The sequence below is a fragment of the Streptomyces spiramyceticus genome (assembly GCF_028807635.1).
Classification (GTDB): Bacteria; Actinomycetota; Actinomycetes; order Streptomycetales; family Streptomycetaceae; genus Streptomyces; species Streptomyces spiramyceticus.
In genome coordinates this window covers 341,570-354,425 of the sequence record NZ_JARBAX010000001.1, presented here as the reverse complement: position 1 = coordinate 354,425, position 12,856 = coordinate 341,570, and the positions used below count along the sequence as shown (strand labels likewise).

The following is a 12,856-nucleotide window of genomic DNA, read 5'->3' as shown; positions in this document are numbered from 1 at the left end:
AACGCGGGCGGCTTGCCGAAGACGAAGACCGGGCTCGGGCAGTCCCCGAGCGGTTCGTCGCTGCCCGCGTGCGGAGCCGAGCGACCACCAGTCCCGTCTTCACGCGGAGAAGTCACGTGTCGGATCATTCTTTTGTGCCCACCGGCCTGCCCACCGGGCGCGGCCTGCTCTATCTGATCTTTGCCGGAGTTGCCTGGGGCACCGCAGGGGCGGCTGCCTCCATGGTGTTCCTCATCAGCGATCTCGGTCCCCTGTCGCTGTCCTTCTGGCGTTGCGCCGGTGGGCTTCTGTTGCTGTTGCCCGCTTGTGCGGTGCGGCGGCGCCGACGGCGTACGGCGGCCGCCGTGTCCGCCATGTCCGCAGCGCCCGAGCCGCGCAGGCGGCGGGTTGCGCGCATCCTCGTCACCGGCATCGGGCTCACCGTCTTCCAGAGCGCCTACTTCGCGGCTGTCCAGGCGACAGGGCTCGCGGTCGGCACCGTCGTCACCCTGGGGGCCGGGCCTGTCCTGATCGCGCTCGGTGCGTGGCTGACCATGGGGGAGCGGCTGGGGCGCGGCGGCATCGTGACCGTGACCGGCGCGCTCGTCGGTCTCGGCGTGCTGGTGCTGGGGAACGACAGCGGGACCGTACGCCCTGCGGGCATCGCCCTCGCGCTGCTTTCGGCGGCGGGGTACGCAGCCATCACTCTGCTGACGCGGTGGTTGGGGCGTGACGGTGGCGGAGGCGATCCGATCTCGACGACCGCGTGGGCCTTCGGTGTGGGGTCGGTCGGGATGCTGCCGCTCGCGGTCGCCGAAGGGCTGCTGCCGCACAGCGCGGAACTTGCGAGGGTGGTGTGGCTACTGGTGTACGTGGCGGCGGTGCCTACGGCGCTTGCGTACGCCCTGTACTTCGCGGGAGCGGCCGTCATTCGGTCGGCAACCGTCTCGGTCATCATGCTTCTGGAGCCGGTGAGCGCGGCGGTCATCGCGGTTGCCCTGCTGGGGGAGCGGCTGACGGTGGCCACGGTGGTGGGGACGTTGCTGCTGCTTGCGGCGGTGGCGGGACTTGCGGTTGCCGAGGCGCGGATTGCGGCGGTCGGCCGTCGGGCGGCGGCGGTTCTCGCGTAGGTGGTTCCACGTAGGTGGTTCCGATGGGAGGAGGCGGGGGTTCTTTCCACCCCGCCCCCTCCCATACGGGGAAAGTACGTGTCTACGTGCGGCGGCGCAGGTGGTGGGTGTGGGCCGCTGCGTCGTGCGGGGCTCCGCGCCCGGCCAGGCCCGCTGCCGTTCGGTCCTGGACATCCTCCGGTTTGTGGCTGCCGTACTTGAACTTGGCCCGGATTTCCGTCACTTCGAGGCGCAGGCCGCGAATGCCCGACAGCATGCGGCCGTACGGTGCCTCGCCGACTCCGGCGGCCGCCGAACCGCCCTCCGGCTGGAAGTGGCCGACCTGGCGGTTCAGCAGGTCGGCCTTCTCCGCCGGGTCGTCCACGACGTGTGCCGTGCAGCGCAGTTGTACGGCGGCGTAGAAGCTGGTGGGCACGCCGTGCTCGGGAGGGGTGTCCGTCGGTGCCTGCCAGGGGCCGGGTATGTACGCGTAGTCGTCCACGACGCTCAGCAGGACGTGCGGATCGGCCTCGACGGCCTTCCACAGCGGGTTCGGGCGGGCCAGGTGGGTGAGGACCTCGCCGTACCGGCCGCGTTCGGCGTCGTACACGAAGTGTGTGGGCTGGACGTACGGCGCCTCGTCCGGCAGCCCGTTGACCGCCAGCTGGCCGAAGTCGTGGGTGGCGAGCCACTGCTGCCACTCGCCGTCGCTCTGCGGCGCGTCCCAGGGGTGGATCAGCACGGGAACTCCTCAGAGGGTGGTGAGGTAGTCGGGGAGGACGACGGCCGGGTCCAGGTCGTCCGCCGGAATCGGGGCTCCGTATCCGCGGACGAGCGGGACCACGCCCGTCCAGTGGGGCAGCGAGGCGTCCTCGGGCTCGTCGTTGGGGCCGCCGGTTCGGACCTTGGCGGAGACCTCCTCCAGGTCGAGGCGGATCACAGCAGTCGCGGCGAGCTCCTTGGCGTTGGCCGCGCGCGAGTCGTAGGAGCGGCCGGGGACGACATGGTCGACGAGTGCGTCGAGCGCCGTGCGCCGCTCCTCCTCGTCGACGACCTGGTGAGCGATGCCGTGGACCACCACGGACCGGTAGTTGATGGAGTGGTGGAAGGCCGAGCGGGCCAGGACCAGGCCGTCGACGTGGGTGACCGTGAGGCAGACGGCGAGGCCGGGGTTGCTCTGGCCCGTCATGCGCAGCGGGCGGGAGCCCGTGGAGCCGTGCACGTAGAGGCGCTCGCCGATGCGCCCGTAGAGGGTGGGGAGAACGACGGGGGCGCCGTCGCGGACGAAGCCGAGGTGGCAGACGTAGCCCTCGTCGAGGATCGCGTGCACCAGGTCGCGGTCGTACGAGGCCCGTTCCCGGGAACGGGTCGGGACGGTGCGCTCGGAAGGCGCGTACGAGGTGGTGGTCTCCGGCATGGTGGTGTCCGGCATTGCGTTCTCCATTGTATTAGTGCATAGTGTTCTTTGTGCTAGGAGAGTATCGGATCAGTGGACGGCGCGCATCGGAGATTGCCGCGAGCGTGGAGCGTGCGGTGGGTTCCGGGGAGCTGGAGCCCGGACAACTGCTGCCGCCCATGCGGGAGTTGGCGGGCGACCTCGGCGTAAATCCCAATACGGTCGCGGCCGCGTACCGCACCCTGCGTGAGCGCGGGGTGATCGAGACGTCGGGCCGCCGCGGCAGCCGGGTGCGGCCCCGCCCGGCCAGTACGGCGCGCGACTCCATCCGGGTCGACGTGCCGCCGGGCGTGCGCGACCTGAGCGAGGGGAACCCGGATCCCGCACTGCTTCCGCCGCTGCACGACGCGTTCGCGGCGGCGGCCCGGCACAACGCGGAGCGTCCCGTGCTGTACGGACAGGACCCCGTCGACCCGGAGTTCGCGCGGCTCGCGCGCGCCGCTTTCGACGCCGACGGCGTGCCGGGCGGCCCTGTCGCCGTCACCTCCGGATCGCTGGACGCGATCGAGCGCGTACTGGCGGCGCACCTGAAGCCGGGTGACGCGGTCGCCGTCGAGGACCCGGGGTGGGGCGCCCTGCTCGACCTCATCCCGGCCCTGGGGCTGCGGGCCGTACCGGTCGCGCTCGACGACGACGGGCCGCTGCCCGGTGAGGTCGAGCGGGCGCTGAGGGGAGGGGCGCGGGCGATCGTGGTCACGGACCGGGCGCAGAATCCGACGGGTGCGGCGGTGAGCGCCGCGCGCGCCGAGGAGTTGCGCACGGTCCTGGCGGCGTATCCGGGGGCGCTGCTCATCGAGGACGACCACGGGCACTGCATCGTCGATCTGCCGGTGCATCCGCTCGCCGGCGTGACGGACCACTGGGTGTTCGTACGCTCCGTCGCGAAGGCGTACGGTCCGGATCTGCGCCTCGCCATGATGACCGGCGACCCGGTCACAGTGGACCGGGTCATGGGTCGTCAGCGTCTCGGACCGGGGTGGGTCAGCCGCCTGTTGCAACGCGCCGTCGTGGACCTGTGGGTGACGGGCGCGGTGGATGTCCGGGCCGTCTCGCGTGCGTACGGCGAGCGGCGGGACGCGCTGGTACGGGCGCTGGCGGAGCGGGGGGCCGAGGGGCACGGGCGCAGTGGCCTCAACGTGTGGGTGCCCGTCGCGGACGAGACGGGAGTGGTGGCGAGGCTGCTGCACGCGGGCTGGGCCGTCGCGCCAGGAGCGCGGTTCCGGATGTCCGCGCCCCCCGGCGTACGCCTCACCATCTCGGCCGTGGCTCCGGACGACATCGGGGCCGTCGCCGACGCCGTCGCTTCGGCGGCCGGTCCCGCGACGCCGGCGGGCAGGCGCTACGACTGAGGCTGCGGCGTGCCGGTGCTCCGGCTCCGACTGCGGCTCCGCCCGCGGCTCTGAGTGAGTGCGGCTCCCGCCAGGACGATGAGTGCGCCGACGGGGGTGTTCCAACTGAGGTGCTCGCCCAGCAACGTGACGCCCGCGGCCGTCGCGATGACGGGGACGAAGTACGTGACCATCTGGGCGGTGGTCGGGCCGATCTCGGCGACCAGGTTGTACTGGACGAGCATGGCGAATCCCGTCCCGAGCGCGCCGAGAGCCACCACCGCGAGCAGCGGAACGACCGGGAACGAGCTGGGCAGGGAGGTGAACAACGGTGTCACCACGGCGAGTTGGGCGGTACCGAGAAGAAGCTGCGCGCCGGTCATGGAGAGGGCGGAGTGGCCGCTGCCCCCGAGCGTACGGCGCAGATAGATCCAGCCGACCGGGTAGCTGAGGGAGGCCAGCAGCGCCATCGCCGTACCGCCGAAGTCCAGGCCCGAGAAGCCCTGCCAGGCGCCGAGCACGGTCAGTACGCCGATGAAGCCGATGCCGAGTCCGGCGACGCGGCGGCGGGTCGGCCGGTCCTCGGAGAACGCGACCACCGACAGCACCATGCCCCACAGCGGCGAGGTGGCGTTGCAGATGCCGGCGAGCGTCGAGGGGATCGTCAGCTCGGAGTAGGCGAAGAGCGAGAACGGCAGGGCGTTGAGGAAGAACGCGGCGACGGCGAGATGGGCCCAGGTGCGGGCGCCGCGGGGCAGCCCCACCCGCTTCACGGCCATCGCGACGGCGAGTACGACCGTACCGAACAGGAGCCGCCCCAGGGTGACTTGGAAGGGTGCGTACGCCTCCGTGCCGACCTTGATGAACAGAAAGCTGAAGCCCCAGGTGAGCGAGAGCGCCGCGAATCGGATACGCCAGTCGAGAGCGGGACGGCGGCCGGCGGGCGCGGGTGGGACGTCCGGCGCGGGCGGGAGGTCAGGGGTGGTGGCCGGCGCGGCGCTGGGTCTGGTGACGGGGCTCATGGTGCTCACCCTGGCCCAGCCGACCTCTTAGTACAAGCGAGATTTTGTTCCGCCGATCGCTTAGCATTGCTTACATGTTGAATTTGGAGCGCCTGCGTACGCTCGACGCCCTCGCGCGGCACGGCTCGGTCAGCGGCGCCGCCGAGGGTCTGCATGTGACGACCTCCGCAGTCTCCCAGCAGATGGCCAAGCTGGAGCGTGAGGTCGGTCAGCCGCTGCTCGCCAAGAACGGCCGCGGTGTCCGCCTCACCGACGCCGGGCGGTTGCTCGCCGACCACGCGGCCCGCATCCTCTCCCAGGTCGAGCTCGCCCAGGCCGACATCGAGGCGCAGAGCGGCCGGGTCGTCGGCGATCTGGCCGTCGCCGCCTTCCCCACGGCTGCCCGCGGCCTGCTGCCCTCGGCCCTCGCCACGCTCCGCATCGACCACCCGCAACTGAGGGTGAAGCTGAGGGAGATGGAGCCGGCCGAGTCCGTACGGGGCGTCGTGCGGGGCGACTTCGACGTGGCCGTCGTACTCGACTGGTACAACAGGCCGCTCTCCATGCCCGAAGGGCTCGCGAAGCGTGAGCTGCTGCACGACCCCGCCGACGTCGCCATGCACGTCGACCACCCCCTCGCCGGGCGGACCGCGGTGGACCTGGAGGAGTTCGCCGACGACGACTGGGTCACCTGGGCGGAGGGCGAGTTCTGTCACGAGTGGCTGATGTTCACCCTGCGCGGCAAGGGCGTCGAGCCCCGTATCGCGCATGTCGCCGAGGAGCACGCCACCCAGCTCGCGCTGATCGCCGAGGGTCTCGGGGTGTGCGTGGCGCCCCGGCTCGGGCGCGGGCCGGTGCCGGACCGGGTCCGCGTCGTACCGGTGCGGCACGCCATGCGACGGCATGTGTACGCCGTCTGGCGCGCGGACGCCGACCGGCGGCCCTCGATCCGGGCGGCGGTCGACGCGTTGTGCGCGGCGGGCGCGGCGGTCGTCAGCTAGCGGCGTCCTCAAACAGTGGCACCCGTCAGCCGGCTGCGGTCCTCAACCAGTGGCAGTCCTCAGCCGGGGGCAGTCTTCAACCAGTGGCAGTCGTCAGCCGGGGGCAGTGGTCAGTCGGGGGAGTCGTCAGGCGTCGGTGGTCGTCAGCCGGTGGAGGTCGTCAGCCCGCTGCGGCCGAGCCGAGCTTGCGGAAGTCCCACGAAGTCACCGCGTCCGGCGTGAGCCGCAGCCAGGCGTGCCGCCCGTCGTGCGGCATCTCCGTCATGCCGAAGTACTTGCGCGGGAAGAGGCGTTCCGCCTCTTCGAGCTCGGGGCACGGCTCGCCCGTACGCGGAGCCTCGCCCACGAACTCGGCCGTGCCCGACAGCTCCACGCCGCGCAGTTCGCCGTACTCCACCCCGTCGTCGACGACCACGGCCAGCCGGGCGTCCTTCCGCAGTTGCGCCCAGCGACGGCTGCGCGTGATCGAGTACAGCCACATCGAACCACCGTCCCAGACGAACCACAGCGCGCCGACATGCGGGCTGCCGTCCGCCGAGACCGTCGCCACCCGGCACGTGCGCTGCTCGGTGAGGTACGCGTCCCGCTCGGCGTCCGTCATCATGATCCGGCGGCCCCTGCGCTGTGTGGCGGTCATCCGAGATCGTCCCCTCATCGTTTCTGACTAGGTGTCAGAAATCATGGGGTCTCTTCCCTCATCACGCAATGGCGATTAGCCTCGCGCGCCCGGTCGCCCGTTCGCCCGGTCCGGATCAGACCCGAGGGGGAGCCTTGCCGTCGTACGAACAGCTCGCGGAGCAGCTCGATCCCGCGACCACGGTGCTGCTCACCGTGGAATGCCAGCAGGGTGTCGTCGGGCGGGACAGCGCACTGCCCGAACTGGCCCAAGTGGCACGCTCGTCGGGCGCTCTCCATCATGTCGCGCGCCTGGTGGACGGTGCCCACGAGGCCGGCGTACAGGTGCTGCACGCCGTGGCGGAACGGCGTCCCGACGGACGCGGCGCCAGCCACAACGCGCGCCTCTTCCGCGCCGCCGCACGCCTGCCCGTACAGCAGCTGACCGGGACGACGGCCGTCCGGATCGCCGAGCCGATCGAGGTCACGGACGAGGATCTCGTCGTACGCCGCCTGCACGGGCTCTCGCCCCTCGCCGGCACGGACGTCGACGCCCTGCTGCGCAATCTCGGCTGCCGGAGCCTGCTCGTCACCGGCGTCTCGGCCAATGTCGCGATTCCCAACGCCGTCTTCGACGCGGTCAACCTCGGCTACACAGCCGTCGTGCCCTCGGACGCCATCGCGGGGGTGCCCGCCGAGTACACCCCCGCGATGATCCGCAACACACTCGCCTTCGTCGCCACCATCACGACGACCGACGAGGTGCTGGCCTGCTGGAAGCGCCGGCCGAGGCGGGTCAGGCCAGCGTGATGGAGCCCCCGTCGACCTTGATGGCGGCCGGGGGAAGCGGCTGCGTGGCCGGACCGGCCTTCACGCTGCCGTCCGTCGCGTCGAACTTGCTGCCGTGGCAGGGGCAGTTGATGGTGCCGTCGGCGATGTCCTTCACCGCGCAGCCCTGATGCGTGCACTTCGACGAGAACGCCTTGAACTGCCCCGCCGTGGGCTGCGTGATCACCACGCCCCGGTCGGCGAACACCTTGCCGCCGCCCTCCGGAATGTCGCTGGTCTTGGCAAGCGCGGCCCCCGCATCACTTCCACCTGCGCCGCTCCCGCCCGCGTCACCACCGCTGCCCGCCGGCTTCTCGACGGCGGTGTCGGCGGGGCTGTCCGAACCACCGCACGCCGTCAGCGCCGCCGCGACTCCGGCGGCGCCCACCGCGGCGACGACCGTGCGGCGGCCGAGCAACCGCCCTGTCTCCTGAGATCCCGTCATGCCGGCATTCCCCTTCCGCTTCTGGCTACGTGATGTTGTACGGCCGGCCGCGCCGTGGTGTTCACGCGCCGAGCGACTTCTTCCGGAAGTCGAGCTCAAGCAGCAGCAGGCTGTCCGCCACGCCCTCCTGCGTGACCAGATGGCTCGCGCCCGGCAGTAGCCGGTCGTCGCCCCGCCCATCGGTGCTCACGACGCGTAGGGCGCCCCCCGGTGACGTATGCGACGAGCCTCCCGTCGGGCGAGGGACGGTGAACCGGCGGGGCACACCCAGCGAGAAGCGGCGGGTACGGGCGAACTGGCGCGGGAAGTTCTCAACATCCATGCGCGACACCCGGGCAGGCGAATAACTGATCGAGAAGGCCACCCGACCGGCAGTAATGTGGGGAAATGCTCTCCGAAGTCACAGCGACCCGCTACGTCACGCCCTTGCGTGAGGGCGGCTCGCTCCCGGGGATCGTCGAGGCCGACGATCTCGGTACGTACGTCATGAAATTCACCGGCGCGGGGCAGGGCCGCAAGACCCTGGTCGCCGAAGTCGTCTGCGGCGAACTGGCCCGCAGGCTGGGCCTGCGCGTTCCCGAGCTGGTGACCATCCAGCTCGACCCGGTGATCGGCCTCGCCGAGCCGGACCAGGAGGTCCAGGAACTGCTCAAGGCGAGCGGCGGGCTGAACCTGGGGATGGACTACCTCCCCGGATCGATCGGCTTCGACCCGCTCGCGTACGAGGTGGACCCGGTCGAGGCCGGTCGGGTCGTCTGGTTCGACGCGCTGATCAACAACGTCGACCGCTCCTGGCGCAACCCCAACATGCTGGTCTGGCATGGCGATCTGTGGCTCATCGATCACGGCGCGACCATGATCTGGCACCACAACTGGCCCACCGCGCAGAGCGCATCGGCCAAGCCGTACAACGCCTCCGACCATGCACTCGCCCCCTTCGGCCCCGACGTCGCCGCCGCTGCCGCCGAGCTGGCGCCCCTTGTCACCGAGGAGCTGCTGACGGAGATCGCCGCGCAGGTCCCGGCCGAGTGGCTGGTCGACGAGCCCGGCTTCGAGACGACCGGCGCGCTGCGCCGCGCGTACGTCGAAGCGCTGCTGCCGCGCGCCGCGACGATCCACGAGCGGATCACTCTCAGCGAGCCCTCCAGGGGCAAGCCGTCGCAGGCACCGGGCTGGCTGACGGACCACCTGAGCCCGCGCCGGACACGACCGCACCCGACGAAGCGCGACAAGCAGGGCGAGCAGGTCAAGCAGGACAAGCAAGGCAAGAGGGATGGCGGCACGTGAGCACGCAGCGGGATGTCTTCGAGTACGCGCTGGTGCGCGTCGTGCCGCGCGTGGAGCGCGGCGAAATGTTCAACGCGGGCGTGCTGGTCTACTGCCGCGCCAAGTCCTTCGTCGCCGCCAGGACCCACCTGGACGAGGCGAAGCTCAAGGCTCTGGACCCCCAGGCGGATGTCGCGGGTGTACGGGCCGCCCTGCGTGCCGTGGAAGGCGTCTGCGGCGGCGGGGACGCGGCCGGACAGGCGGCGGGCGACGACGCGGGCAGGCGCTTCCGCTGGCTGATCGCGCCGCGCAGCACCGTCGTACAGCCGGGGCCTGTGCACACAGGGCTCACGACGGATCCGGAGGCGGAGGTCGAGCGACTGCTGGACCTGCTGGTGCGCTGAAATGCGCCGCTGAGACCTTGCGCGGATCCTTGGGCCGTTGACACCGCGTGCCATGCCTTCTAGCGTCACGTCTGCTGAAGACTAAGCGGTTGCTCAGTGATCGAGAACTCACTCTCGGTCCACCTGGCCGATCCGCATCCAAGGGCGAGGAGATCCAGCATGTCCACCACCGAGCAGCGCGTCGCGATCGTGACGGGGGCGGCGCGCGGCATTGGCGCCGCCACCGCGGTACGTCTCGCGGCCGAGGGCCGCGCCGTCGCCGTACTCGACCTCGACGAGGCGGCCTGCAAGGACACGGTCGAGAAGATCACCGCGGCCGGCGGCACCGCCGTCGCCGTAGGCTGCGACGTCTCCGACAGTGCGCAGGTCGAGGCCGCCGTCGCGCGCGTCGCCACGGAGCTCGGTGCGCCGACGATCCTGGTGAACAACGCGGGCGTGCTCCGCGACAACCTGCTCTTCAAGATGAGCGAGTCCGACTGGGACACCGTGATGAACGTGCACCTCAAGGGCGCGTTCCTGATGTCCAAGGCCTGCCAGAAGCACATGGTGGACGCCAAGTTCGGCCGCATCGTCAGCCTCTCCAGCAGCTCGGCGCTCGGTAACCGCGGCCAGGCGAACTACTCCGCCGTCAAGGCCGGCCTCCAGGGCTTCACCAAGACCCTGGCCAAGGAGCTCGGCAAGTTCGGCATCACCGCCAATGCCGTCGCGCCCGGCTTCATCGTCACCGAGATGACCGCCCAGACCGCCGCCCGCATGGGCATGGGCTTCGAGGACTTCCAGTCCGCCGCGGCCACCCAGATCCCGGTCCAGCGCGTCGGCAAGCCGGAAGACATTGCCAACGCCATCGCCTTCTTCACGGGCGAGGACGCCGGCTTTGTCTCCGGCCAGGTCCTGTACGTGGCCGGCGGCCCGCTCAACTGACGCGAGGGACTGAACATGGCTACTGAGGCTAACAAGGCAACCGAAGTGCAGGACAGCGGAAAGGTCGCACTGATCACCGGCGGAAGCCGCGGAATCGGCTACGGCGTCGCCCAGGCGCTCGTCGCCCGCGGCGACCGGGTGTGCATCACCGGGCGCGGCGAGGAGGCCCTCAAGGAGGCCGTCGAGGCGCTCGGCTCCGACCGGGTCATCGCCGTCGCGGGCAAGGCCCATGACGAGGCGCACCAGGCGATCGCCGTGGAGCGCACCATGGAGGCGTTCGGCCGCGTCGACTACCTGATCAACAACGCCGGTACGAACCCGGTCTTCGGGCCGATCGCGGACCTGGACCTGGGCGTCGCCCGCAAGGTCTTCGAGACGAATGTGATCTCGGCGCTCGGCTTCGCGCAGCAGACCTGGAAGGCGTGGCAGAAGGAGAACGGCGGGGCGATCGTCAATATCGCCTCGGTCGCCGGGCTCACCGCCTCGCCCTTCGTCGGCGCGTACGGCATGAGCAAGGCGGCGATGGTGAATCTGACCCTCCAGCTCGCGCACGAATTCGCGCCGCTCGTGCGTGTCAATGCCATCGCGCCGGCCGTGGTGAGGACCAAATTCGCCGCTGCGCTCTACGAGGGCCGGGAGGCCGAGGTCACGGCGGCGTATCCTCTGGGACGGCTCGGCGTTCCCGAGGACATCGGGGGAGCGGCGGCCTTCCTTACTTCGGACCAATCGGACTGGATCACGGGACAGACCCTCGTCGTGGACGGCGGTATCTTCCTGAACGCCGGCGTCGGCTGAGTCGCTTTACTCCGGATTTACTCGGTATTCACACCAAGTGCCCTGTCGGGTCAACGCGTTGACCCGACAGGGCACTGCGGTATGGTCTGCCGACCCATGGCTGATCGAGGAGCGTGCACGTGTTCAACCGGACCAGATGTCTGCAGTCCGCTGCAGCCCTTGCGTCCATATCCCTGCTGAGCGGATGCGGGCTGCTTTCCAGTGATGAATCGGACACCGAGCAGAAGCTCGCTGTCGGTACGACGAGCACGCCCAGCACGCTCGACCCGGCCGGGGCCTGGGATGGCTCCTGGGAGCTCTACAGGAACATCTTCCAGACCCTGGTGAGCTACCCAACGGGAAGCACAATTCCCGAGCCGGACGCGGCGGAGAAGTGCGCCTTCGCGGACAGCTCGAACCAGGTCTATACCTGCACGCTCCGCGAGGGCCTCGTCTTCTCCGACGGTGCCAAGCTGGACGCGGCGGCCGTCAAGTACTCGATCGACCGCATCATCAAGATCGATGTGGATGGAGGCCCGAGCGGCCTTCTGACCAGCCTGGACAAGGTGGAGACCGACGGTGACCGCACGGTCACCTTCCGCCTGAACAAGCCGGACGCCACCTTCCCGTTCGTCCTCGCCACGCCCGCGATGTCGCTGGTGAACCCCGCGGACTACCCGAAGGACGAGCTCCGCAAGGGCGACGAGATCACCGGCTCAGGGCCGTACACCCTCGAGTCGTACAAGCCGGAGAGCATGGCCGAGCTCGTGAAGAACCCGAAGTACGACGGGTTCGCCGACATGAAGAACGACGCCGTCACCATCCGGTACTTCCAGGACTCCAACGTCATGGTCGCGGCGCTGAAGAGCAAGGAGATCGACGCGACGTTCCGCGGTCTGACCGCGGAGCAGGTCATCGACCTGGAGTCGCAGCCGAAGGAGAAGGGGCTCCAGGTCGTCGAGGCCGTCGGCGCGGAGATCCGCTACCTGGTGTTCAACCCCAAGGACCCGGCCGCGCGCAATCCCGCGGTACGCCGCGCGATCGCGCAGGTCGTCGACCGGGGCGCGCTCGTCGACAAGGCCTACAAGGGCACTGCCGAGCCCCTCTACTCGATGGTCCCGAGCGGCGTCGCGGGTCATGCCACCAGCTTCTTCGACAGCTACGGCGAGCCGAGCGTGCCGAAGGCGAAGGCGATCCTGACCAAGGCGGGCATCACCGAGCCCGTGCCGCTGACCTTCTGGTACACCTCCGACCGGTACGGATCGTCCACGGCGAAGGAGTTCGCCGAGCTGAAGCGGCAGCTGAACTCGTCCGGGCTGTTCAAGATCACCCTCAAGCACCGCCCCTGGAAAGAGTTCAAGGACGGCTACCTGAAGGGCGAGTACCCGGTCTTCGGCCGTGGCTGGGCCCCCGACTTCCCCGACCCCGACAACTTCATCGCGCCGTTCGTCGGCAAGGAGAACGCCGTCGGCACGCCGTACGACACACCGGAGATCACCTCCAGTCTGCTGCCGCAGTCACGCCGTGAGAGCGACCGCATCGCCGTGGCCAAGCAGTTCAAGCGTGCCCAGGACATCTTCCTCGAGGACGTTCGCCTGCTGCCGCTGTGGCAGGGCAAGCTGTACGTCGCGGCCTCGTCCGACATCGCGGGCGGCGAGCGGGCCCTCGACCCGCAGACGATCATGCAGGTGTGGCAGCTGCACCGGAAGACCAGCTGGTAGGTCCGGCT

The 12,856-nt window shown here is 70.1% G+C and carries 15 protein-coding genes; 9 read left to right on the top strand and 6 right to left on the bottom strand.

Translation table 11 applies throughout. The annotated features are described in order from the left end of the window. The first annotated feature begins 116 nt into the window (after window positions 1-116). The gene (locus tag PXH83_RS01485) at window positions 117-1,109 is read left to right on the top strand and encodes a DMT family transporter (RefSeq protein WP_274555751.1); all 993 of its coding nucleotides are present in this window, start codon (window positions 117-119) and stop codon (window positions 1,107-1,109) included. A gap of 82 nt (window positions 1,110-1,191) precedes the next feature. Here the strand turns inward: PXH83_RS01485 and PXH83_RS01480 are convergent, their stop codons facing one another. Continuing rightward, entirely contained in the window at window positions 1,192-1,830 is a 639-nt protein-coding gene (locus PXH83_RS01480; RefSeq protein ID WP_274555748.1) for an FMN-binding negative transcriptional regulator, read from the bottom strand. A gap of 9 nt (window positions 1,831-1,839) precedes the next feature. Beyond that, a complete protein-coding gene (locus PXH83_RS01475) occupies window positions 1,840-2,520 on the bottom strand; it encodes a pyridoxamine 5'-phosphate oxidase family protein (protein ID WP_274555746.1) in 681 nt (226 codons plus the stop codon). A 35-nt stretch (window positions 2,521-2,555) separates the two neighbouring features. Between PXH83_RS01475 and PXH83_RS01470 the strand changes: the two genes are divergently transcribed. Beyond that, window positions 2,556-3,893, top strand: coding sequence for an aminotransferase class I/II-fold pyridoxal phosphate-dependent enzyme (locus tag PXH83_RS01470; protein WP_274555743.1), 1,338 nt, complete (start codon window positions 2,556-2,558; stop codon window positions 3,891-3,893). On the opposite strand, the gene PXH83_RS01465 is transcribed toward PXH83_RS01470, so the two are convergent. Further along, window positions 3,884-4,894 (bottom strand): DMT family transporter, encoded by a 1,011-nt coding sequence (locus tag PXH83_RS01465; protein ID WP_274555741.1) that lies wholly within the window; start codon window positions 4,892-4,894, stop codon window positions 3,884-3,886. The genes PXH83_RS01470 and PXH83_RS01465 overlap by 10 nt on opposite strands. Window positions 4,895-4,968: 74 nt before the next feature. Here PXH83_RS01465 and PXH83_RS01460 point away from each other — a divergent pair, with 74 nt between their 5' ends. Next, window positions 4,969-5,874, top strand: coding sequence for a LysR family transcriptional regulator (locus PXH83_RS01460; protein ID WP_274555738.1), 906 nt, complete (start codon window positions 4,969-4,971; stop codon window positions 5,872-5,874). A gap of 160 nt (window positions 5,875-6,034) precedes the next feature. Here PXH83_RS01460 and PXH83_RS01455 read toward each other — a convergent pair whose 3' ends face one another. After that, window positions 6,035-6,511 (bottom strand): pyridoxamine 5'-phosphate oxidase family protein, encoded by a 477-nt coding sequence (locus PXH83_RS01455; protein WP_274555736.1) that lies wholly within the window; start codon window positions 6,509-6,511, stop codon window positions 6,035-6,037. A gap of 134 nt (window positions 6,512-6,645) precedes the next feature. On the opposite strand from PXH83_RS01455, the gene PXH83_RS01450 reads away from it, so the two are divergent. Beyond that, window positions 6,646-7,299, top strand: a complete 654-nt coding sequence (locus PXH83_RS01450) for a cysteine hydrolase family protein (RefSeq protein ID WP_274555734.1) — start codon at window positions 6,646-6,648, stop codon at window positions 7,297-7,299. Here PXH83_RS01450 and PXH83_RS01445 read toward each other — a convergent pair. After that, window positions 7,286-7,762 (bottom strand): Rieske (2Fe-2S) protein, encoded by a 477-nt coding sequence (locus PXH83_RS01445; RefSeq protein WP_274555731.1) that lies wholly within the window; start codon window positions 7,760-7,762, stop codon window positions 7,286-7,288. The two genes, PXH83_RS01450 and PXH83_RS01445, sit on opposite strands and share 14 nt — an antisense overlap. A 61-nt stretch (window positions 7,763-7,823) precedes the next feature. After that, window positions 7,824-8,084, bottom strand: coding sequence for a hypothetical protein (locus PXH83_RS01440; protein ID WP_274555729.1), 261 nt, complete (start codon window positions 8,082-8,084; stop codon window positions 7,824-7,826). A 65-nt stretch (window positions 8,085-8,149) separates the two neighbouring features. Between PXH83_RS01440 and PXH83_RS01435 the strand changes: the two genes are divergently transcribed. The 5 genes from PXH83_RS01435 (at window position 8,150) to PXH83_RS01415 (ending at window position 12,848) form a co-directional block, all read left to right on the top strand. Beyond that, window positions 8,150-9,049 carry a HipA family kinase gene (locus tag PXH83_RS01435; protein WP_274555727.1) on the top strand — a complete coding sequence of 300 codons (900 nt, stop codon included), beginning with the start codon at window positions 8,150-8,152 and terminating at the stop codon, window positions 9,047-9,049. Continuing rightward, window positions 9,046-9,432 (top strand): DUF3037 domain-containing protein, encoded by a 387-nt coding sequence (locus PXH83_RS01430; RefSeq protein ID WP_274555725.1) that lies wholly within the window; start codon window positions 9,046-9,048, stop codon window positions 9,430-9,432. The genes PXH83_RS01435 and PXH83_RS01430 overlap by 4 nt, the downstream gene beginning before the upstream one ends. Before the next feature lie 159 nt (window positions 9,433-9,591). Then, window positions 9,592-10,353 carry a 3-oxoacyl-ACP reductase FabG gene (gene fabG, locus PXH83_RS01425; protein WP_274555723.1) on the top strand — a complete coding sequence of 254 codons (762 nt, stop codon included), beginning with the start codon at window positions 9,592-9,594 and terminating at the stop codon, window positions 10,351-10,353. Between the two features lie 15 nt (window positions 10,354-10,368). Beyond that, window positions 10,369-11,148: an SDR family oxidoreductase gene (locus tag PXH83_RS01420; RefSeq protein WP_274555721.1), complete on the top strand. Its 780-nt coding sequence runs from the start codon at window positions 10,369-10,371 to the stop codon at window positions 11,146-11,148. A gap of 119 nt (window positions 11,149-11,267) precedes the next feature. Then, the gene (locus PXH83_RS01415) at window positions 11,268-12,848 is read left to right on the top strand and encodes an ABC transporter substrate-binding protein (RefSeq protein WP_274555719.1); all 1,581 of its coding nucleotides are present in this window, start codon (window positions 11,268-11,270) and stop codon (window positions 12,846-12,848) included. The last annotated feature ends 8 nt before the right edge of the window (window positions 12,849-12,856 follow it).

Coding starts and splice junctions, on each gene's coding strand:
- PXH83_RS01435 (WP_274555727.1), top strand. CDS start 8,150: ATGCTCTCCGAAGTCACAGCGACCCGCTACGTCACGCCCTTGCGTGAG.
- PXH83_RS01420 (WP_274555721.1), top strand. CDS start 10,369: ATGGCTACTGAGGCTAACAAGGCAACCGAAGTGCAGGACAGCGGAAAG.
- PXH83_RS01455 (WP_274555736.1), bottom strand. CDS start 6,511: ATGACCGCCACACAGCGCAGGGGCCGCCGGATCATGATGACGGACGCC.
- PXH83_RS01465 (WP_274555741.1), bottom strand. CDS start 4,894: ATGAGCCCCGTCACCAGACCCAGCGCCGCGCCGGCCACCACCCCTGAC.
- PXH83_RS01460 (WP_274555738.1), top strand. CDS start 4,969: ATGTTGAATTTGGAGCGCCTGCGTACGCTCGACGCCCTCGCGCGGCAC.
- PXH83_RS01440 (WP_274555729.1), bottom strand. CDS start 8,084: ATGGATGTTGAGAACTTCCCGCGCCAGTTCGCCCGTACCCGCCGCTTC.
- fabG (WP_274555723.1), top strand. CDS start 9,592: ATGTCCACCACCGAGCAGCGCGTCGCGATCGTGACGGGGGCGGCGCGC.
- PXH83_RS01475 (WP_274555746.1), bottom strand. CDS start 2,520: ATGCCGGACACCACCATGCCGGAGACCACCACCTCGTACGCGCCTTCC.
- PXH83_RS01445 (WP_274555731.1), bottom strand. CDS start 7,762: ATGACGGGATCTCAGGAGACAGGGCGGTTGCTCGGCCGCCGCACGGTC.